Origin of the sequence: Paenibacillus foliorum (genome assembly GCF_013141765.1) — a bacterium.
In the GTDB taxonomy this organism is placed as follows: Bacteria; Bacillota; Bacilli; order Paenibacillales; family NBRC-103111; genus Paenibacillus_S; species Paenibacillus_S foliorum.
Map to the genome: position 1 here is coordinate 232,815 of NZ_WHOD01000128.1, position 21,398 is coordinate 254,212.

The following is a 21,398-nucleotide window of genomic DNA, read 5'->3' on the forward strand; positions in this document are numbered from 1 at the left end:
ACAAAAATGATAATACCACAGGTGTTAAAAGGTTGTCAATAGAAAATGACAACTCACACCTGTGTTTTATTTATTATCTTCGCCGACGCCATGCTTGGAGAGAATGTCGTTGAGCTCACGCATGAACATATTGATGTCTTTGAATTGACGGTATACGGATGCAAACCGAATATAGGCAACCTCATCTACTGGATACAGCTGTTCCATTACGATTTCACCGATGTTGCGGCTGTCTACTTCTGCATGGGCGGTATTGCGGACCTGCTTCTCCACTTCAGAGACGATCTTATCCAGCTGCTCTACCGATACTGGACGCTTCTCACAGGCCCGAATTAGCCCGCGCAGCATTTTCTCCCGGCTGAATTCTTCGCGGCTGCCGTCTTTCTTAATAACTATCAGCGGAGTCTCCTCCACCATTTCAAACGTCGTAAATCGCTTGGTGCATTTCTCACATTCCCTGCGGCGGCGAATGGATTTGTTTTCATTGGCTGCGCGGGAATCCAGCACTTTGGTTCCGTGATAATCGCAGTACGGACATTTCATATTCTTACACTCCTTTAGCCGGGAATATCCCTTGTGAACTCATCCGACGGATTGCCAACGAATCCCTGTTATGAACTTCTGATAAACGCACATAATAGGTTTACCAAACACAAGGAGGTGAACAGACATGGGTGCAGGACAATCTCGAAGCAGCAACGTACTTGTAGTTCCACAAGCGAACGCAGCGTTGGATCAACTGAAATACGAGGTAGCACAGGAATTGGGTATCGCCATTCCTCAAGACGGTTACATGGGTAACATGGCTACTCGTGACGCCGGTGCGATTGGTGGTAACATTACTCGTCGCCTGGTACAAATCGCTGAACAACAACTAGCTGGACAATTTAAGTAATCATTTTAAGAAGAAGAAGTATTGGACATAGCTCCTTAAGGAGCTTGTCCAATGCTTTTTTGCATTTGAGGCGATATTCCCCATTCTTCTGCATAAAGTTTATGATATTTATTATAATAATATAAAACACGCTGAATGTAATGTCTTGTTTCACCAAATGGGATCGAATCCACTTTTTCAAGTGTACCATCCCATTCTTGATTTTGCATCCAACGGTTCACATTTCCCTGTCCTGCGTTATATCCGGCTATTGCTGCCACTGTATTGCCTTTATACTGCTTGTGCAGCCAGCTTAAGTACCATGATCCTAATTGTATACTGACCGTGGGGTTATGTAAATTTTCTTTATGACTAGTTGAAAAACGCCCCATCTCCACAATCCAATCCGAAGTGTCCGGCATCAGCTGCATCAGTCCAAAAGCGCCCTTTTTCGATTCGATATCCACTTGAAAGTTAGATTCTACACGAATAATGGCTGCGATCAAAAACGGATCCAAACCATATTTATTACCATTAAGCAGTATCTCATCCTTATATTGAATCGGATAAAGAATGCGGCCCACCATGCTGCTGCTTAGAAACATAAATATGATAAATGCAATTAGAAATAGTGCAAACACCCGCTTCCTTCGCCAAAAGCCAAAGCTCATAGAAGCCCTCTCTTTCTCAGGAATTGTTCTACTTGCCCTTCTGTTTGCTCTAAGGAGCCCTCATTGTTTATGAGAATATCAGCCAAAGCTTTCTTCTGCTCGATATCCATTTGGGCCTGCAGTCTTTTCTCAGCCTGCTCTAATGACAAACCATCGCGTAGAACAAGCCTGTCCATCTGCACATTTCGGGGAATATAAACTACCATTACCTCTTCAAACATCGATTGCAGTCCGGATTCGTACAACAGTGGTACATCTACAACTACCAGCTTATTCGGATGCTGTTGTTCATATTGCTGCATTCTCTCGCGCATGAGAGCCCTAATTGAAGGATGCATGATGTCCTGCAAATCCTTCAAAGCTTCCTGATTTCCAAAAACCAGTTCACCCAGCTTCTTGCGGTTCAGCGTTCCATCTTGGAAGAGCACTTCATGGCCAAACCGTTCTGCTACTTGTGCCAGCACAGGGCTGCCAAGTTCAACAACCTCTCTGGCTATACGGTCGGCGTCAACCAGCATCGCCCCGCGCTGCACCAGCATATTAGAAACAGTGCTTTTGCCGCAGGCGATGCCCCCGGTTAAACCGATGTTCATAGTTATTCTCCTTAGCTTGTAAGCATTATATTACAACATTTTCATAATTCCCATAAAAATTAAAACAAATCCCGGAAAAACAGATAACCTTCGAATCCAAACTAGCTCTGAATATCTATAGCCTATCCTCAATCCTGTAGCTAGAAACGCTCCGCTCGCAAATGCTATAACAGCCGAAGTAAGCCATGGGGTAAATCCGATTAAAGCCGCCCCGATACCAGCGCCAAAGGCATCCAAAGAAAGGGCCACCCCTAACAACACTGCCTCAGATGCAGATATGTTACCTGAGCGATCCCTATCCGCTATAGAAGGCGTCCGCAGGATTTGAATGACCAACCCCAGTCGCTTCAGCTCGATATACAGAATTTCTTTAGTGCTTTGGATAGACGACTCAATTGAGAAATCTGCTGCCGCTGTTGGTTGATCGATATTCTCCCCTTGTTCCGCCGAGTCCTTTTTCTGCGTCAAAACTTGATATAAAGCCCAAATGCCGATGCCTATCAGGATGAGTCCGCCAATTCCTTTTGCAATGCCCGGATCTACAAATTTACTGATAAAAACACCAATCTGCATCGACATATAGATAATAAGTCCAGAACAAACAGAAATGATGGTTACGGATAACAGTGGTATCCGAATTTTGCGTAAGCCGTACATTACACCTACTCCGAAACCATCCAGACTAACAGCCAAAGCTAAAAACAATAAAGATATAATAGGCAGCAGCATTATTTTATCCCTCCTGATCACTTTACCCCTACTATATGGAAAAAATGGGCGGAGGGTGCACAACTGTTAAACCTTAACCTTCTTTACACGTTTCAGCTTCCATTTCAGAGGTTGACATTGGGGGCAAAAGTGGGTTCCCCGTCCTGCTACAACGCTTTTCTCAATCGGCTGACCACAGGCATAGCAGGGCTCTCCCTTGCGGCCGTACATTTTGAGCTGATGCTGGAACAGACCAATCTCACCCTGTCCGTTCACATAGGATTTTATAGATGAGCCACCCGCAGCAACTGCTTCTTGAAGCGTTTTTACAATCGCCTCGAATAGAGTAGCGAGCTCCTGCCGAGTCAATGTATCCGCTTCTCGTTCTGGATGAATGCCTGCCAAGAAAAGAGACTCATCCACATAAATATTCCCTATACCGACTATATATTCCTGATTGAGCAGCAGAGGTTTGATTTTGGTTGAACGACCGGATAATTTATTGCTAAAAGCCGCTAAGGTAAAGTCTTTAGCTAACGGCTCTAGCCCGAGCTTTTTCAACGGCTTCTCCTCTAGCTCCCGGCCCTTTGGAAACAGATGCATCGTACCGAATTGACGAACGTCTTTATAACGCAGCTCAGTGCCGTCTGTAAAGTGAAACACGACATGCGTGTGCAGCTCCAATGGATCCTTCTGATCATATAAGCCGTACCTGCCTTCCATCCGAAGATGGGACACCAGTGTAAAATCATCCATCATAAAGCAGAGAAATTTGCCTCTGCGCTCAACGCTTTGGATGGTTTGGCCAGCCAGCAGAAGGCAGAATTCCCCTACCTCCTCAGGCAGCTGTATAATCCGGTTCAAATGCACAGTGACGCTATCTATTGTTTTTTGTAAAACTAATTCGTTCAAGGTCCGTCGTATCGTTTCAACCTCTGGTAACTCAGGCATGATGATTTCACCTCAATAACATTCATAATGTTCTCAGCAGCAATGGAATACGGCTATGTCCAGAGTGCTTGACCGTCTTTAACAACATCAAATCGTAGTTTGTTTTCACCTAGTAGTGCCGTTTTCGTACCCCCGATACATCCATAGAAAGCACTAGCTTCAAGCTTGTCCCGCAGGGACAACAGCGTTCCCCCATCACAGCATCCAAGTACGACCGCTCCCTTTCTGGGTGTCCAGAGGGCGTAGCCCTTGGAGCCCTCCCGGCGGGGAGGGTTTGGGTGGGGGTGCATGGGTATGGGTGGGGGATATATGGGTTCGGGTGGGGGACTCTCCTTACTTAGCCTCATACCAGTTTAAGCCGGTGTCAACATCTGCTTTCAACGGAACGTCTAGTGAAAGTGCGTTCTCCATTACATCTTTTACGGTTGCTTTCATAATCTCGATTTCCTCTTCAGGCACCTCGAATACCAATTCATCATGCACCTGAAGCAGCATACGGCTGTTCAAGCCGTCCCGCTTCATCCGCTCATCCATCTGCACCATAGCCAGCTTAATAATGTCAGCCGCGGTGCCTTGAATTGGCGTATTCATCGCTGTCCGTTCGGCAAACGAACGATGGTTGAAATTTGAGGCCGTAATCTCTGGTAAATAGCGGCGACGCTGCAGCAGAGTAGTGACATATCCGTCTTGGCGCGCTTTCTTTACAATATCATCCATATATTGGCGAACCCCTTGGAAAACGACAAAATACTGTTCAATAAATGCAGCCGCTTCCTTACGGGTAATGTTTAAATTTTGAGATAAGCCGTAATCACTGATACCATACACAATGCCGAAGTTAACGGCTTTGGCCTGCCGGCGCATATTCGAATCAACTGCCGATTCAGCCACTCCGAACACATCCATCGCCGTTTTTGTATGAATATCCATATCCTTCAGGAACGCTTCCATCAGCCTCTCATCCTGCGAAATATGAGCCAGCACACGAAGCTCAATCTGTGAATAGTCGGCGGTTAATATCGACCAACCCGGTCTGGATGGTACGAATACCTTACGGATTTTGCGGCCTTCCTCCAGGCGGATCGGGATATTCTGCAAATTCGGGTACTGACTGCTCAAACGGCCAGTAGCGGCAATCGTCTGCTTAAAATACGTGTGGACCTTGCCGGTTTCCCCACGAACCTCTTTCAACAATCCTTCCACATAAGTAGACTGAAGCTTCGCTAATGTCCGGTAATTGAGAATATGGCCTATGGCCGGGTGGTAAGGCTCCAGCCTTTCAAGCACTTCAGCATCCGTGGAATAGCCTGTTTTCGTTTTCTTAACGGCAGGCAGCTGCAGCTTCTCAAACAATATCTCTCCTAGCTGCTTGGGCGAATTAATATTGAACTCGGTTCCAGCCGCCTCATAAATGGATTTCATGATGGACTCCAGCTGAATCGCGAGCTCAGCGCCATACTGCTTCAGTGCTTCAACATCTACCTTGATTCCCTTCTTCTCCATTGAAGCAAGTACACTAGCAAGAGGAAGCTCCAGCTCGTAGAACAGCTGATGCATACCATTGCTCTCCAGGTCCTGCTTCATCGGCCCCTGCAGGCTTTGAACAGCCGTTACCTTTCGGCATAAATGCTCACAAACGATCTCAGCCGCGGGGATTTGAAATTTAGCCCCTTTTCCGAATACGTCCTCGTCCGCCTTCAAGGAAGGCAAGCCATACTTGGTCGATAAACCATTCAGAGTCAAAGACGACTCAGTTGGATCCAGCAGATAGGCTGCCAGCAGCACATCAAAGGACGACCCGCACAGACTGAGGCCATGCCAGCCCAAAGCTACCTCAGCGCGATGCTGATCGTAGACGGCTAAGGATTTGTCCGGTGATTCCACCCATGCTCTTAAAGCCTCAGAATGAGCTCCCTCTTCGCGCAGCAGCTCAAACGGTACATAGTAGCAAGTATCCTTCGAAGCTAACGCTAAACCAAGCACATATCCGGTATGAGGGTTATCTCCTACCACTTCAACATGCATGGCATCCACATGAGGCAGAGCCTCAAGCAGCTCAGGCAGGCGATCTCTGTCTACAGCAACCGTTTGAATCTCCTCCTGTGGAGGCTGGTCGGATGCTAGTGATGTGTCGGCACCGCCGAAATCCATTTTGTCCAAAAGCGACTTGAACTCCAGCTTACGAAACATATTGGCTAGAGCTTGTCCCTCATAGCCTGTATAAGCTAATTCATCCCAAGTAGAGGTAAGCGGTACCTCACGGAATATCGTGGCGAGCCCCTTGCTCATCCGTGCGTCTTCCGCGTGCTCAATGATTTTTTCCTTCAGCTTACCCTTCATTTGATCCGTATTAGCCAATACGCCTTCCACGGACTCGTATTCGTGCAGAAGCTTGAGCGCTGTTTTCTCTCCTACTCCAGGAATCCCTGGAATATTATCGCTCGTATCTCCCATCAAGCCCTTCAGATCGATAATTTGATTAGGCGTTAAACCGTACTTCTCCATAATATAAGCAGGATCGTACAGCTCGACCTCACTGATGCCTTTGCGCGTCAAAGCTATTTTAACTTGATCGGATGCCAGCTGGAGCATATCCTTATCTCCGCTCACAACAATTACTTCGATGCCGCCCTTTTCGTCAGCAATTCTCGTCAATGTACCTATAATATCATCAGCTTCGTACCCATTAAGCTCAAACTGGGAAATCCCGAATGCGTGGATCAATTCCTTTAATAGCGGAAATTGCTCAGATAGCTCTGGTGGAGTCTTAGCACGCCCACCTTTATATTCTGCATAATCCTTATGTCGAAAAGTCGCTTTCCCAGCATCGAACGCTACCAGAAAATGTGTCGGTTTCTGTTCTTCCAACAGCCTTAACAGCATGGTTGTAAATCCGTATACCGCATTCGTGTGTAAACCGCTCGAATTACTCAGTAACGGGAGCGCAAAAAAAGCGCGGTATGCAATACTATTGCCATCGATCACTACTAATTTAGACATGATTACACCTCATTTTCCATACTAACTCCATGATAGCATAGGATTACGTATTTAGAAAAACTTCTATTCGATTTCCGTTCGATGAAAATACATGGTGCCCTTTGCAGCTCATTAAACTTAAAGCTTCCCCTTTCAAAAAAAGCATAAGCTTCTATTCCTGTCCAAGGGGGTGACGCCTCCAGCTTCCGCATAAACATAATTATCAGGTAAAACGTTAAGCACGAACGGAGGAAGTCGACCATGAGTATTCAGCACCGTACGCACGACAAGAAAGCCATTTGTTTTGACGTTAATCAAACCCTCATTCACCAGGGTGTTCATTTTGAGCAGGCGTTCCTTACTGTATGGGATGAATATTCAGCCCGCTGGTCGCGAGACCCTGAGTCTCCAAGGTCAGCTGGGCTATGGGAGGCCTATCAAGCCAACTGGCAGCGGCAGAAAAAGCTCAGAGGCGTTAAGCTGCAGCTCGATGAATTGCAGCAAAAATGCTTAATGGACGCGCTTCAAGAACTCGATATCCCGGTACATCAGCACTTTCCCGTCGACTTTTTCCGCATGGTCCGCAACCACCGACTAGCCGCCAAATCGCTTGCTCCCGGTGTGGTTGATACGCTGCGCACACTTTCTCCCCACTTCAAGCTGGCGATTATCAGCAACAGTCCGCACAGTGAGGTCCTTTATCTGCTGGACAGGTTTGGGCTCCATCCGTTTTTTCCAAACGAACACATCTTTACAGCAGTAAAGCACATTGACAAAAAGCCTGGAACCCCTCTTTTCAAAACAGCAGTACGTACTTTAGACCTCTCACCACGGCAAGCGGTTATGGTTGGCAACTCGTGGAAGCACGATGTTTGTGGTGCCGTTAAATCGGGTATGGATGCTATATGGATCCAGCGGCATACCGATGTAACAACAAAAAAAATTTCCCAGCAAAAGCTTGGGAAACGGAATGTATTCTGTATTCAGCAGATCGATCAGCTTTTAGAGTTATTTTCGTAGACGACCTCATTAATCTGATCTTCCGAATTTGTGGGCAATCCTATTCGTTCACTTACAAATACGCTGCCCAACTGTGATTTGGATTGCTTCTTGAGCTTTGCAGCCGCCTGCGATATTTCTTCCAAGGTAACCGTTGCTTCATTCTCGCAAATGATAAGAGATAAAGAGATCGTGACACCGCTGGTTTCAATACGATTGCCGCTGCGATCCTCAACATAAGACCAATCATCACCTTCATAAAACATCCTTACCCCTTGGTCAAAGCGGCGGATTAGTTCTACACACAGCTTCTCAGGTATGTCCGTGGAGGTAAGCGCAATAAAATCATCTCCCCCGATATGACCAACGAAATCGAAGGGTATTCCGCAAACAACTATGGATTGCTGGATTACATCTGCTGTAAATTGGATCAGTATGTCGCCTTTTTGAAAGCCGTAGCGATCATTGAACCATTTGAAATAATCCAGATCCGCATATATTACGGAGAATCTTCTTTTTTCCAAAAGACGCTTATTTAGTTCTCGGTGAATCTGAATGTTACCAGGCAGTCCGGTCAGCGGGCTCGCCACCTTGGCTGTTTCCATGCGGGCATTAGTAATACATTCAAGAATCGATCGAATCGAAGCAGCACCCGCCATCCTGCCTTCACTTGTAATAATAACCAGATCATATAAATTCGTATTACGCGAGGTTGCCAACTGAGATACGGTTTCAACAGGCGTTTGCTTATCTACAATTAAAGGGTACGCATCCATAGCCTGATCGATGGTTCGGTTCCAGAATAAAGAGAAACCATACTGGCCAGCCAATTGCTGAAATAACCGTTCCCTCATAATTAAACCAACAGGAATCTCATCGGATACAACTACAGCCCCAACAGCATTACTGTTTTTCTTGAAATAATTGGCCACTTCAGAAATAACAGTCTTGGAGTCGAACTTCTGAATGGGTGCAGTTAGATCTCCGATAGCCCATGTGCTGCCAACTGAATCATGAATTTTCCGATGCTGTACAATTTGTTTAACCATTCCGATATCTACCGATGACTTCTCCAATCCCGGCCTTCCTAACAAAAAACCTTGCCCATAATGGACCCCCATACGGGTTAAATGAAGCAGCTCTTCGATGCACTCGATTCCTTCAGCTATTACTTCAATATGAAGCTTTTTGGCAAAGGTCACGAAGGTCTCCATAATATATTCCTTCGTTTTATGCAGGTGAATGTCTTGGACTAAAGAACGGTCCACTTTAATGAAATCAGGTTGAAGCTCCGCAATCGCTTGCAAGGAAGAATAGCCCGCTCCAGCATCATCGATTGCAATGCGGTACCCTTGACGGCGGTAGTGCTCCAGCACCTGCTTGGCCATGGAGAAATCCTCAATCGAGCTGCGCTCCGTAATTTCAAACACAACATTGCCCGGGGTAAGCCCGCGAGCCTGCAGCAGCTCCATGGTTTTGCCCGAAGCAAACTGCGGATCCTGTAAAATAGCGGCAGGGATGTTGATAAACAGCAGCTCACGACCCTTAGAGAAAAATGACCCACGAATTGCCGTTTCCCGTGCTAACCGATCCAAAGAATATAACAATCCTTCTCTCTCTGCATACTCGAACAGCCTTACAGGCGATTGAAAAGGACTATTCTCCGGTCCGCGAGTCAACGCTTCATAGCCTGCAATAACACCGTCTTTCAGGGAAACAATTGGTTGATAAACGGAGTGGATCAGTCTATGCTGAAGAATTTGTTGAAATTGCTCCCTGAAAAAAGAACTGTCTTCCCCCATACTTATCATCGATTTCGTCTGTTTGTCCGTCGTCATGTTCATCCCTACTTCAGTAAAATGCTTCATAGTTTTAACTATAGCACAGGAAATTCATTCCAGTGTTAAATGTCCCTATTGCGCATTGTAAAGTTTGTGTAAATGAAGCATGCGACCCAAAAAACACCTTATGCATCCTTATAATTGCATCTAACTTGTATCAAAATTGCATCTAAAATTGCATCGCGAACGCTTCGGAATTGTGTCATTATTTCATCCTCTGTACCGGTAGCTTTAGCCGGGTCGTCAAACCCCCAGTGCCATTTCACCACATTTGGGTTCGAAATAACTGGACAGTGCTCGTCCGCATGACCACACAAAGTAATAACATAATCCGCACGGTTTAAAATCTCTGGATCGATCACATCTCAGCTATGATTGCTAATATCGACGCCTACTTCCTTCATTACGATAACAGCGCGTGGATTGAGTCCATGGCCCATCCAAATAAGGTCTATCTTGAACGGTCAGGGAGTAATAAACCCATTGTCCCCTTTTGCTTTCTTTGACAAGTCCTCCATCCTTAAGCTTCCGCATATGTTGGCTAATATTAGGTTGGCTGGTCTGTAAAACTTCAACAATTTCGCATACACATAGCTCCTTCTCTAACACTCCGTATTTATGTATATGATTATATAACTACTTACTTATATAATAAAGCTGCGATTTTGTTATCGAGTTACATGAATAAAGAAGCCGATTTCTCGGCTCCCTTGTCATATTAAATATTCAAATCCTTGCGCTTACCCGTAACCATGTAGATAACGCCTTCACCAATATTAGTTGCGTGATCCGCCACCCGTTCCAGATAATGCGCGACAAACATCAGGTGAGACAGCTGTCTGTTACGGATAAGATCTTGGCTCATTAAGCCGATAATTTCAGTCATAAGAATACTATACAGCTTATCTACCTCGTCATCCTTTTCTGCTAAAGCTGCTGCACGGTGAATATCGCCTTCCGTAAAAGCCAACAAGCTTTCATGCAGCATGTTTTTGACTAGCAGCGCCATTCTCGGTATATCCTCAAGTGGCTTGATCAGTTCTTCTCCTGACAGGCGAATCGTTATTTTCCCAATATCTACGGCATGATCCCCAATCCGTTCAAGGTCGGTCGCAATCTTTAATGCCGTACCAATTAATCTTAAATCGCTTGCCATCGGCTGCTGCAATGCAATTAAACGCAAGCAGCTCTCCTCAACACCTAGCATCATCTCATCGATAATATCATCTTTGGCTACGATGTCTCTAGCTAGCCCTTCGTCTAATGTAGACAAAGACTCGACAGCCTTTGAGATTGATTCCTCTACAAGGCCCCCCATGCGCAGCAGCGCTTTCTTCAGTTCATCAACGGATTGATGAAAAATAATTCTAGTATCCATATCTACACCCTTTCTCTTGTTCTGTTTATTATCCGAAACGTCCCGTAATGTAATCTTCCGTTCTTTGATCCGTAGGTGCGGTGAAAATCTTATCTGTTTGGTCGGATTCAATTAATTCTCCATTTAAGAAGAAGGAAGTATAATCGGAAATTCTAGCTGCTTGCTGCATATTGTGCGTAACGATAATAATCGTATATTTTTCTTTTAACGTTTGTGTCAGCTCTTCGACCTTCAAAGTGGAGATCGGGTCCAATGCCGAAGTAGGCTCATCCATCAATAGAACATCAGGCTCAACCGCCAGCAGACGAGCGATGCATAGCCGCTGCTGCTGACCGCCGGATAATCCCAAAGCGGATTTGTTCAAACGATCCTTAACCTCGTCCCATAACGCAGCTTGCCGCAAGCTTTTTTCCACAATCTCATCCAGCATTGCTTTTTTCTTAATTCCATGAATACGAGGCCCGTAAGCAATATTGTCATAAATACTCATAGGAAACGGGTTGGGACGTTGAAATACCATGCCGACTTTTTTGCGAAGCGAAACGACGTCGGTCTCTTGATCATAAATATTTTGACCATCCACATAAATTTTGCCGTCTATCTTAACAATATCAATAAGATCATTCATACGGTTCAACGTTCTTAGAAAGGTCGATTTACCACAACCAGAAGGACCGATCAACGCAACGATTGAATGATTCTTGATCTCCAACCCAATATTAATTAGCGCTTGATTGTCACCGTAAAATAAATTAAGCTTCTCTACTTTAATCTTATGTTTTTCGATCATGATTATTTCCCCCCGTTGAGTCTTTTTTGCAGCATTCGGCTAGGAATACCAATTAATAGGTTAAAGATTAGAACAACAATCAAGAGAAGCGCGGCGCTACCTTGAGCAATTTTTTTGGCATCTGGAACAATGGCTTCAGACTGCACGTACCACAGATGAGTAGCTAGCGTTTCTCCCATAGCGAGAGGGTTCCAATCCGGAAAATACCTCGAAACCGATAAACCGGCTGTATAGATCAAAATAGCGGATTCCCCTAAAGCTCGTCCTGCAACGAGTGTAATACCGGTAATTAATGTAGGCAATGCAGCTGGCAATAGAACCTTTCGTATCGCCTGCCAGCGGGTTGAACCAAGCGCAAGTGAGGCTTCCCAATATGAATCCGGTACTGAGCGCAGCGATTCCTCAGTAACTCTGACCAATACAGGCAGATTCAGCAAGGATAAAGTAGCAGCCCCGCCAATGATCGAAAATTTCAACCCCATCAGATTTACGAACAACAGAAACCCGAACAAGCCGAAAACGATGGATGGGACTGAGGATAAAGCTTCTACAGAAATTCGAATGAAATCCGTAAATCTATTTTGTTTAGCATAAATAGTCAAGTAAATACCTGACCCGATTCCGATTGGAAGCGAGAACAGCAAGGATAGAAATAGAATGTAGAATGAGTTGAACAGCATCGGCCCAACACCGCCTCCAGCCACAATTTCCTGCGGCTTACCGGTAATGAAGTTCCAGGAAAGCTGGGGTAGTCCATCACCCAAAATTCGAATCAAGAACCACGCTAGCAGCAATATAATAACGACGCCGACTGCCCAGAAATAAAGGGTAGCAATGCGATCCGTACTTTTACTTGTCACTTCACTTCACTCCTCTTGGAAACAATTCGAATCGCGAGAATCATAGTCAATGAAATCAGCAGAAGCACCAACGCCATCATGTACAGGGAATTATTCCAGGCCGTGCCGTAGTTTGTATTTCCCATGTCCTTAACAATAGCCGTTGTCAGCACTGTGGTTGATTCAAGCAATGATCCAGGCATTTGCGGAGAGTTTCCGATAACCATAAATACCGCCATGGTTTCACCGATTGCTCTTCCCATCCCCAGGATGATGCCAGTAATTATCCCGGGCCTAGCAGCTGGAACAAGCACTCTCCAGATCGTTTGCCAGCGTGTAGCCCCTAAGGCCAGTGAGGCCTCCTCTAAGCGGCCTGGCAATGCACGAATCGCATCCTCTGAGATCGATAATATCGTTGGCAAAATCATGATGGCCAAAATGATCGCAGCCGGCAAAATACCATAACCGATAGTTCCAGTCATCTCAGCTAAAGCAGGTACTATGACCGTCATCCCTATTAAGCCATATACAACGGATGGAATGCCCACGAACAAATCGGTAGCTGGCCTCATGATCTCGCGCACCCAATTAGGAGCTATTTTTGCCATGAACACAGCTCCTGACAATGCGATAGGTACTGAAAGAACAATAGAAAGCAGCGTCAGCAGCAAAGTGCTGTATAGGAACGCAAAGATACCGAATTCTCCTTTAGTAGGTGTCCATTCCGTAGAGAAGAAGAAGGTCCATGGTGAAACATCATTGAACGTTTTGACTCCTTGAATCCCTACAAAAGATATGATGGAGAAAATAATTGCCGATACCACAATGGCGCTGGTGACAAAAATCCACTTCATTATTTGATCTGTACGGTTTTGTCTTTTGGTCCATAGGCTTACTTTTTTATTAACCTTTTCTCTTTCAGTGAGTTTATCAACAAAAGAATTCACTGCCATTGCCCCCTTATTTTAATCAGCTGAACTCACGACTTAATTGCAACCGGTTCGCTGCGTTATGAATCGACGTTCATTTACTTGCTTTATTCATCATAGTTGACGATTGTAAACACCATACAAATGAATTGTTAAGGGAATGTAAAATTTAATCGAAATATGGCAAGTTCCATTTTTGACACCAGGCTGCACGCAAAAAAGGCATGGTTATAAATAACCATGCCTTCTATGGCAATGCTTCTATTATTTTTTCAATAGGTTAGCAGGTAAGAATTTAAGCTCTTCTACGCGTTTGCCTTGGAAATCAGCACTTGTTACATAATCAAGGAATGCTTTAACCGCATCTTTTGCCTCGCCTTTTGTATACATATGCTCGATACCGAACAATGGATATTTACCGTCTTTAATCGTATCTTTGCTGAAAGCAACGCCTTCGAATTTCAAAGCTTTAATTGTATCATTCAGGTAAGGTGTGTCTACATAACCGATAGAGCCTTTAGTAGTACCAACTGTAGTTGCAACAGCACCGCTGGACTCTTGAGTAACTCCGTCTTTAGTAAATTCTTTGCCGTCAAGAACGATTTGTTTTACAAGAGCTTTGGAGCCTGAGCTATCAGGACGGTGAACAACAACAATTTTCTCGTCATTGCCGCCAACCTCTTTCCAGTTCGTGATTTTACCCATGAAAATATCAGTAGCTTGTGCTTTAGTAATGTTATCGATATTTACATCTTTATTAACAATCAGTGCGAAAGGAGCAATAGCTGCTACATGGTCAACCAAGCCTTTGTCTTTATATTCAGCGCCCGCTTCAATGTCGGAGTTACCAATATCGGAAGTACCGTCAGCTACGTTTTTCAAGCCTGTTCCTGAACCGCCTGCAGTTACATTCACGGTTACTTTAGGATTCTTCTCCATAAACTCTGTTGCCGCTTGTTTAACTAATGGAAGCAATGCGCTGGAACCAGAAGCTGTTACTGTGCCGCTTATTTCTTTGGCTGGCTCAGCTTTCTTGTCAGGTGTTGCTGCTGGTGCTGGTGCTGCTGCCGGTGTTTTCGTATCAGGTGCAGCTGTGGTACCGCATGCTGCAAGGACCCCCATCATTAAAATCGCCATAAGAACAAACCCGAACCCTTTTTTCGAAAACTGCTTCAACATCTCTGTATGTCCTCCCTTTATCCATCTGTTTTTTGTTTACTTGGTTATCTTATCAAGCGATTGTAAAGTATGAACCCGCAAAACGTTAACGGAATGTAAAACTTTTACACTGTCGAATTTTAACTCTTCTTTTACAAAAAAGAGACTCAGGTTTAATAAAACCTCCATATAATGAAAGAAATATAGAGAGAAAAAAGTAGATTCTTGTCTCATCTAAATTTATGAGAAGGATGGAGGGGCTTTTATTGAAACAAAAAATGAACACAATACTAAGAATGATGTCTACGAGGCTCAGCATGACGTTGAAGATGAAGCTTTTGTTGGGTTTTTCGGGAATGATGATCCTGTTTCTGGTTGTGGCATTGTACAACTTACAACAAGTAAATACTATTAAAGAACATCTTAACCAGCAAAACGAAAAGGTTGATCTCAAGCTGATGGCTTTAGAGCTGAAGGAAATGGTTCAGGAGCTTAATATCATCGCCTCTGGTTTGGAAATTTCCAAAAAAGTAGAATACATCCCTAAATATAATGAAAAAAGAAAGATTTACGATGGGATGATCAAACGAATTGGCGAAACGGCAACAACGCCTGAACAAGCCAAGTGGCGCAGCAAGCTGATCTCTTTGACCGGTGAGTACACTAATACATTCGATGTTGCAGCTAAGTTAATACAAGAAAATAAGCTGCCTCCCAAAGATTTAGACATCAATATGGAGTATTTATATAACGAATCGCAAAAACTAATGGGAGAAATCTTTATTAATGTAGATCAATTTTACGTGGCATACTCTAATGATGCTGAGGTTGCAGTAGCTAATACACAAAATCTATTGAATCGTACAGTAACGGTTATGCTGATTGCTTCTGTGTTTGTAGTCTTTTTCTCAATTGCCATTGCATGGCTGTTGATCCGCTCCTTTATTTCTCCTATTAAAAGATTGCAGCAGGCTGTACAGTCAATTGCGGCTGGTGATTTACGATTTAAAATCAATAGCAGCTCCAAGGATGAATTAGGCGCACTCAGCAGCAGCTTTGATCGTATGATTGATCAAGTACGCAGCATGTTGGCTAACACTCAAGGCATCGCTTCCTACTTATCAGAGCATTCCAACACATTCCGGAGCTTCTCCGGTTCAACTGCCGCGGCTAATGCTGATATCATACGGGCCATTAAAGAAATCTCAAGAGGGGCTGATCAGCAGGCCTCACAATCCGAACAAAGTTCTTATATCATCGCTGAATTAGAGAAAGAGATATTAATCATTTCTGAATTTATTCAAATCGTACAAAACCGCAGTCGTGAAGCTGCCTTCAATACCCAAGTAGGGTCGACTTCTATGGAAGCATTGAAGCAAGCCTCCGGAACATCTGAGGCCATTCTTGAGAAAGTGTATCGTGCTATGGAAGCCCTCTCATCCAGCACAACTCAAATTAATAAAATCGTTAATACAATAAAAGATATATCGCATCAAACCAACGTGCTCGCCATTAATGCAGCCATTGAAGCAGCGCGCGCAGGTGTTCATGGTCGAGGCTTCTCCGTCATTGCTGAGGAAGTAAGACATCTATCTTCACAAACCAATGAATCATCCCAAATGATTTCGGCTATTATCAGCTCTCTTTTAGCCCAAACCAAAGATTTGGAATCCTATTTTGGCGATGCACGAATGTCATTTAATCAGCAAAATAGCAAGATGGGTGAAAGCGTGGAAGCTTTCGGTCAAATCCGCGGGTCGATGGACGAGCTTTCTGTCCAAATTGACCAAATTCAAGAGCAAATCGCATTAGCCAAATCAAAAAATGGACAGCTTGTTGAATCTGTACAATACGTCGCTGCTATTGCTCAAGAAACAGCTGCTGGAGTCGAAGAAGTCAGCGCAGCATCCTCCCAGCAAGATTCAGCGATTCACCAGATCGCCGCTCAAGCCGACGATATCCTAGTATTATCACAGAAGCTGTTTGAGGAGATTAACAAATTTCAAATTGGCAACTTAGATGATAATCAATCAGAGTCGGTAACAACGATGGATAGTGCCGACGAGGATAATGAGTTTGACATAGGGGGCACAACTGCAAGCGATGTTTTAAACGAAAACACCGTAGTGTTCGGTCAAGCTGATACACATCAGCTTGATACTTCAAACGCTTCGGCAATGCTCCAGCATTCGGAGCAGAAATCTGATGTCCCAGCGAAAGCGCAGCCCCACCCTTCTAAAGAAATAAAAGCACCGCTTGAGGAGGCAGGGAACAAGAAGCTTGAGGATGTGGCTAAAAAAGAGGATAGCCAAGAAAAAACGCTGGTCACAGTAGGATAAAATAAATGTAAATAAATCCGGTCAGTCCTGAATACATAAGAAAGCCTATCCGCTGAGGAATAGGCTTTTTTATGTGAAATCTTATTAGACAGACCGCACTTCGGCACTGACTAAGCTTATTTCACTATTGATGGTTTATTTCTTCCTCTTCAATGAGCCCAGGGTCACGTTCTCAGGAAAGTCGAAGCTGCGGTTTTTGGGTACACCCAATCTTTGAGAGGTATAAATTCCTGTATGTCCCGAGAACAAGTAGCTGATGATACAGGCGAGTAACATATATATCGCTGCCTCTGATCCGAACAGTTCAATTCCTAGCACAAAGCAGGCAAGCGGTGTATTCGTCGCTCCGCAAAAGACCGCAATTAGTCCAAGAGCAGCGAGAAACGGGCCATACAGCCCTAGTATTGGCCCTATTGCATGGCCTAATGTTGCCCCGATCACAAACAGGGGGGTGACCTCACCACCCTGAAATCCAGTCCCTAAGGTAATAACAGTAAAAATCAGCTTCCATAAAAAAGCGAATGGCGTTACCGTTTCTTCAAAGGAATCCTTAAGTAGCGGCAGTCCCAAGCCAAGATAGTCTCTCGTGCCAAGCGCATACGTCAAGATGATGATAATACAGCCACCGATAAAGCTTTTGACGATCGGATTATGAATAGCATTTGTAAACCATTGCTTCAATTTATGGGTCAATTCACTAAAGCATAAACTGACCAAACCGAATACAATCGAAGCTGCCGTCACCTTTAGAAGTACCCCTGCACTTAGCTCAGGAACCGGCCCCATTGCATAATGCGCATGCTGGATTCCCCATGCCGTTGTCACGCTGTTTGCAACCAAGCTTGCGATAAAGCATGGCAGCAGAGCCTCGTAGCGGACAAGGCCGATGGCTAGTATCTCCAGGCCGAATACCGTACCCGCTAGAGGCGTGCCAAACACGGAGCCAAATCCGGCGCTGATTCCGCACATGAGCAAGATTTTACGGTCTATCGGACCGATGCGAATGAGCTTCCCAAGCCATTCGGACAGGCTTGCTCCCATCTGTACCGCAGTTCCTTCACGCCCAGCCGATCCGCCGAACAAATGGGTCAGAACCGTTCCACCCAATACTAACGGAGCCATACGAAACGGAACGGTCTCGCTCCCCTGATGCATTTGCTCCAGAATGAGATTATTTCCTTTGGAGCTGCTTTTTCCGTATTTCCAATATACCCAGCTTACTAAGGCTCCGCCTAGAGGCAGAAAATACAGCAGCCAGGGAAAATTCATTCTCGCTTCCGTTGCCGCGTCCAGGCTATACAGAAATAACGCCGAGGCAGAGCCGGCTAACAGGCCGACTACACTCCCGATAAGCGTCCATTGCACTATATACTTCACTATATTTATATGCAGCCTGCTATCTGCAGCCAACACAGCTATCCATTTCCTGATCCGTAACCTCATTTAAGCTTTGCTCCCCGCTCTTTCTTTCAAATAATGATACCGCTATGTGAAAAAAGCCGCAATAGGAGCTGCAAACAAAAAACAGCTTCTCTATTACGAGAAGCTGCCCTTCCTTATCCAGCAACGCTTGAATAGCGCCTCAGTCCGACAGACCACAGCCAATAAGCAAGCGCCATGACTACTGCCGCCGTAGCGGGTACTCCCCAAGCCGCCCACTCGTATTGATGTGAACGCAGCAAGTAAGCCGCTGGAAAAAAGCTGCCGAGCGCGTAAGGTATCACGTAAGTTAATAATCCCCGCAGCACCGGATGAAAAATTTCAAGCGGATACCGCGTAAAATCGAACAGCCAGTTGATGGGATAAATGAGCGACCGAATTTCATGAACCCAGAAGGTCAATACGCTAATGGTCAGCAATACGGCGAATTGAATTACGGCGCTGCTGAACAGCGCTATAACGGCGTATACCAGCAACCATACGGTCCAATCCATCTCCAAGCGGGATGCCGAGTAGACCATAATTGCTATTCCCGTAACCAACTGCCCGACTCCGTTCAATTCCTGAGAATTGCCTATCGATTGAAATAGTGCACCTACAGGACGGACCATCATCACATCCATTTGTCCGCTGCGGATTACCCAGGTCAATGAAAATGGAGCATTGAACAAAGCCTGATTCAATGCCTTGGCTGTCGCTGCAAGACCGAAAATAAAAACCATCTCATAGAAGCTCCAATCAGCCAGCTTAGGGATGCGTTGAAATATAACGGTTAAAAACAATAAGGTACTTCCTTGTGCGACGATTCCAGCAACTATGGCTATCAGGGTGTCAGCACGATATTCGATTAATGTTTTTACATAAACTTTTAAATAATGCCCATACAATCCAATCAAGTATATCATCTGTTGAAGCATATTCCGTCTTGGTGCTAACACAGTATCACCCCCCATTAATAGTCAAGCGCTTGGCTGCTTTCATCCAAAGAAGCCTGCTGATGATTATCATCACAATGGCCCATGCAAGCTGCTCGAACAAGGATTCAACCATATGCCAGCCTGTCAGCCGCCCGGTATAAATGGAAAGCGGAATATAAGCCATAGCTTGAAACGGTAAATATTCCATTACAGTCCTCATAGCAGCCGGAAAAAATTCAAACGGGATCAAAGTACCGGCAAAAATATCAACCACAGCTCTCTTGGCTATCTGAACCCCGAATGTATTCGTCGTTAAGAATGAAATCATCATCACAATGGAGTTCAAGCTAAAGGCTACCAAAAAGCCGATTAGCAAGCTGACCATGAAACCAAGCGCAGCATACAGATCCGCTGGCGGGGATATGCCCAGAATAAATATTAGCAGCAGCATGGCCGGTATGTTCACCCACAGCATCTCTACCACGAAAAATCCCGCAGCTTCCAAAAATCGCTGTACTTGAAAATCCACAGGACGGATCAAATCGAGCGCTATATCTCCCGATTTCACCCTCCTTGCAACCTCATAAGTGGGAGCCCGTTCTGCTGGTGACCATCTGGCAAAGTTAATCGCCTGCCCAATCATCACATAGGTGATAAGCTGCTGCCAAGGAAGCACTGAATCCGTTGAATACTTATAAATAGCTTGCCACAGCATGAAGTATAGAACACTGAACATCAGCGTTGAAACCAGAGTCATAATAAAGTCGAATCGGAACTGCATCCGTTGACGAACGGCAATCCGCGACATACCTACCAAGCGCTGTGCGGCCTGCATCATCAATTAACAGCCCCCTGAGCGATCAATTGGCGCTGCTTCTTCTGACCGCTATCTAATCCTTCGCGGTAAATCCTGCTGATCAGCGCATCCACATTCTCATCCTGCATGGTCAAATCACGTGGGTTCGCTTTGTCCAGCAGCAGCTTCAATAGCTCGGCGGTATCAGTCAAATTCTGATCATATGTAATTCGTAGAACTAACTCCTCAACATGAACACTGACGCCTTGTTTATTCGCAAACACCTTAGCCGCTGCAGCAGCCGAATACGGTTCATGGAATACCGCCCTAATCTGCCGCTCCGTTGCAAAATTATCTTTTATATACTGTAGACTGCCGTCATAAATAAGCTGCCCTTTATCAATAATCATGGTCCTGTGACAAAGTCTTTCTATGTCGTTCATGTCATGTGTTGTTAAAAGTAGAGTAACTCCCTTTTCCCGATTGATCTTTTCAATAAAGGCTCTAATCCGCTCTTTTGCAACTACATCCAGCCCTATGGTAGGCTCATCGAGAAATAAGATGTCAGGATCATGCAGCAGCGCAGCCAAAATTTCACATCGCATTCGTTGTCCTAAAGACAGCGTTCTCACAGGACGCTCCAGCAGATGCTCTACTTCCAAAATTTCAGTAAACTCCCCTAAGTTCCTATGGTACCTCTCCCATGGGATACTGTACATATACCTCAGCAGATCATAAGAGTCTTTAACCGGTAAATCGAACAACAGTTGACTGCGCTGACCGAACACGACCCCGATTTGATAGCTGCTCTGCTTACGATTTTTGTGTGGTGGCATACCCGCTACCTGAATACTTCCTCCGCTCGGTTCCAGTATACCTGTGAGCATCTTGATCGTGGTCGATTTCCCCGCTCCATTGGGTCCCAGATAAGCGACACTCTCCCCTTTTTCAATGGAAAAGCTAATCCCTTCTACGGCCACAACCTCCCGCTTTTCGGGATTTATTAAACTACTCAGCATTCCGAATCGACCTTTCCTCCTTACAGTCGTCTCGAACACCTTCCTTACTTGATCCACTTCAATCAACGGCATAGTTCACATTCCCCTCACTGGTGCGAAATTCGTCTTATTATAGCAGAAAATTACCAATGTGTGGAAATAAATTATTTTTATTGTAAAGTACAAGAATCAACTAAA

At 44.9% G+C, this 21,398-nt stretch carries 19 protein-coding genes and 2 pseudogenes; 3 read left to right on the forward strand and 18 right to left on the reverse strand.

Features of this window, described 5'->3' with window-relative positions; translation table 11 throughout:
- Positions 1-66 precede the first annotated feature (66 nt).
- Entirely contained in the window at positions 67-543 is a 477-nt protein-coding gene (gene nrdR / locus GC093_RS33795; protein WP_171656355.1) for a transcriptional regulator NrdR, read from the reverse strand.
- Positions 544-670: 127 nt separating this feature from the next.
- On the opposite strand from nrdR, the gene GC093_RS33800 reads away from it, so the two are divergent.
- Complete coding sequence (locus GC093_RS33800) at positions 671-895, forward strand: alpha/beta-type small acid-soluble spore protein (protein ID WP_171656356.1); 225 nt, start codon at positions 671-673, stop codon at positions 893-895.
- A gap of 35 nt (positions 896-930) precedes the next feature.
- On the opposite strand, the gene GC093_RS33805 is transcribed toward GC093_RS33800, so the two are convergent.
- The 5 genes from GC093_RS33805 to polA all read right to left on the reverse strand — a co-directional run bounded on the left by GC093_RS33805 (position 931) and on the right by polA (position 6,797).
- A complete protein-coding gene (locus GC093_RS33805) occupies positions 931-1,545 on the reverse strand; it encodes a lytic transglycosylase domain-containing protein (RefSeq protein WP_171656357.1) in 615 nt (204 codons plus the stop codon).
- Positions 1,542-2,138 carry a dephospho-CoA kinase gene (gene coaE, locus GC093_RS33810; RefSeq protein WP_171656358.1) on the reverse strand — a complete coding sequence of 199 codons (597 nt, stop codon included), beginning with the start codon at positions 2,136-2,138 and terminating at the stop codon, positions 1,542-1,544. The genes GC093_RS33805 and coaE overlap by 4 nt, the downstream gene beginning before the upstream one ends.
- A 30-nt stretch (positions 2,139-2,168) precedes the next feature.
- Positions 2,169-2,864, reverse strand: coding sequence for a sporulation membrane protein YtaF (gene ytaF / locus GC093_RS33815; protein WP_171656456.1), 696 nt, complete (start codon positions 2,862-2,864; stop codon positions 2,169-2,171).
- Positions 2,865-2,933: 69 nt separating this feature from the next.
- Positions 2,934-3,797: a DNA-formamidopyrimidine glycosylase gene (gene mutM, locus GC093_RS33820; protein ID WP_171656359.1), complete on the reverse strand. Its 864-nt coding sequence runs from the start codon at positions 3,795-3,797 to the stop codon at positions 2,934-2,936.
- Between the two features lie 333 nt (positions 3,798-4,130).
- Positions 4,131-6,797 (reverse strand): DNA polymerase I, encoded by a 2,667-nt coding sequence (polA, locus tag GC093_RS33825; RefSeq protein ID WP_171656360.1) that lies wholly within the window; start codon positions 6,795-6,797, stop codon positions 4,131-4,133.
- 240 nt (positions 6,798-7,037) lie between these two features.
- Here polA and GC093_RS33830 point away from each other — a divergent pair, with 240 nt between their 5' ends.
- Positions 7,038-7,796 (forward strand): HAD family hydrolase, encoded by a 759-nt coding sequence (locus GC093_RS33830; RefSeq protein ID WP_171656361.1) that lies wholly within the window; start codon positions 7,038-7,040, stop codon positions 7,794-7,796.
- Here the strand turns inward: GC093_RS33830 and GC093_RS33835 are convergent.
- The 8 genes and pseudogenes from GC093_RS33835 to GC093_RS33870 all read right to left on the reverse strand — a co-directional run bounded on the left by GC093_RS33835 (position 7,772) and on the right by GC093_RS33870 (position 14,731).
- On the reverse strand, positions 7,772-9,643 hold the full coding sequence (locus GC093_RS33835) for a GGDEF domain-containing protein (RefSeq protein WP_171656362.1): 1,872 nt from the start codon (positions 9,641-9,643) through the stop codon (positions 7,772-7,774). The genes GC093_RS33830 and GC093_RS33835 overlap by 25 nt on opposite strands.
- Positions 9,644-9,741: 98 nt before the next feature.
- A pseudogene (locus GC093_RS33840) lies at positions 9,742-10,050 on the reverse strand (arsenate reductase/protein-tyrosine-phosphatase family protein); the annotation flags it as partial.
- A 7-nt stretch (positions 10,051-10,057) separates the two neighbouring features.
- Positions 10,058-10,219 (reverse strand): annotated as a pseudogene (locus GC093_RS33845) (ArsR/SmtB family transcription factor); the annotation flags it as partial.
- Positions 10,220-10,334: 115 nt separating this feature from the next.
- Positions 10,335-10,994, reverse strand: coding sequence for a phosphate signaling complex protein PhoU (phoU, locus tag GC093_RS33850; RefSeq protein WP_171656363.1), 660 nt, complete (start codon positions 10,992-10,994; stop codon positions 10,335-10,337).
- A 28-nt stretch (positions 10,995-11,022) separates the two neighbouring features.
- Positions 11,023-11,784, reverse strand: a complete 762-nt coding sequence (gene pstB / locus GC093_RS33855; RefSeq protein ID WP_171656364.1) for a phosphate ABC transporter ATP-binding protein PstB — start codon at positions 11,782-11,784, stop codon at positions 11,023-11,025.
- 2 nt (positions 11,785-11,786) lie between these two features.
- Positions 11,787-12,644, reverse strand: coding sequence for a phosphate ABC transporter permease PstA (gene pstA / locus GC093_RS33860; RefSeq protein ID WP_171656365.1), 858 nt, complete (start codon positions 12,642-12,644; stop codon positions 11,787-11,789).
- Positions 12,641-13,570 (reverse strand): phosphate ABC transporter permease subunit PstC, encoded by a 930-nt coding sequence (gene pstC / locus GC093_RS33865; RefSeq protein ID WP_312886681.1) that lies wholly within the window; start codon positions 13,568-13,570, stop codon positions 12,641-12,643. Before pstC ends, pstA begins: the two co-directional genes overlap by 4 nt.
- Positions 13,571-13,816: 246 nt before the next feature.
- Entirely contained in the window at positions 13,817-14,731 is a 915-nt protein-coding gene (locus tag GC093_RS33870; RefSeq protein WP_171656367.1) for a phosphate ABC transporter substrate-binding protein, read from the reverse strand.
- Between the two features lie 245 nt (positions 14,732-14,976).
- Here GC093_RS33870 and GC093_RS33875 point away from each other — a divergent pair, with 245 nt between their 5' ends.
- Positions 14,977-17,049, forward strand: coding sequence for a methyl-accepting chemotaxis protein (locus GC093_RS33875; RefSeq protein WP_246315804.1), 2,073 nt, complete (start codon positions 14,977-14,979; stop codon positions 17,047-17,049).
- A 135-nt stretch (positions 17,050-17,184) separates the two neighbouring features.
- On the opposite strand, the gene GC093_RS33880 is transcribed toward GC093_RS33875, so the two are convergent.
- The 4 genes from GC093_RS33880 to GC093_RS33895 all read right to left on the reverse strand — a co-directional run bounded on the left by GC093_RS33880 (position 17,185) and on the right by GC093_RS33895 (position 21,293).
- The gene (locus GC093_RS33880) at positions 17,185-18,492 is read right to left on the reverse strand and encodes a voltage-gated chloride channel family protein (protein ID WP_171656368.1); all 1,308 of its coding nucleotides are present in this window, start codon (positions 18,490-18,492) and stop codon (positions 17,185-17,187) included.
- Between the two features lie 113 nt (positions 18,493-18,605).
- The gene (locus GC093_RS33885; RefSeq protein WP_171656369.1) at positions 18,606-19,427 is read right to left on the reverse strand and encodes an ABC transporter permease; all 822 of its coding nucleotides are present in this window, start codon (positions 19,425-19,427) and stop codon (positions 18,606-18,608) included.
- A gap of 4 nt (positions 19,428-19,431) precedes the next feature.
- Positions 19,432-20,244 (reverse strand): ABC transporter permease, encoded by an 813-nt coding sequence (locus GC093_RS33890; protein WP_171656370.1) that lies wholly within the window; start codon positions 20,242-20,244, stop codon positions 19,432-19,434.
- Complete coding sequence (locus tag GC093_RS33895) at positions 20,244-21,293, reverse strand: ABC transporter ATP-binding protein (protein ID WP_171656371.1); 1,050 nt, start codon at positions 21,291-21,293, stop codon at positions 20,244-20,246. The genes GC093_RS33890 and GC093_RS33895 overlap by 1 nt, the downstream gene beginning before the upstream one ends.
- Positions 21,294-21,398: the final 105 nt, after the last annotated feature.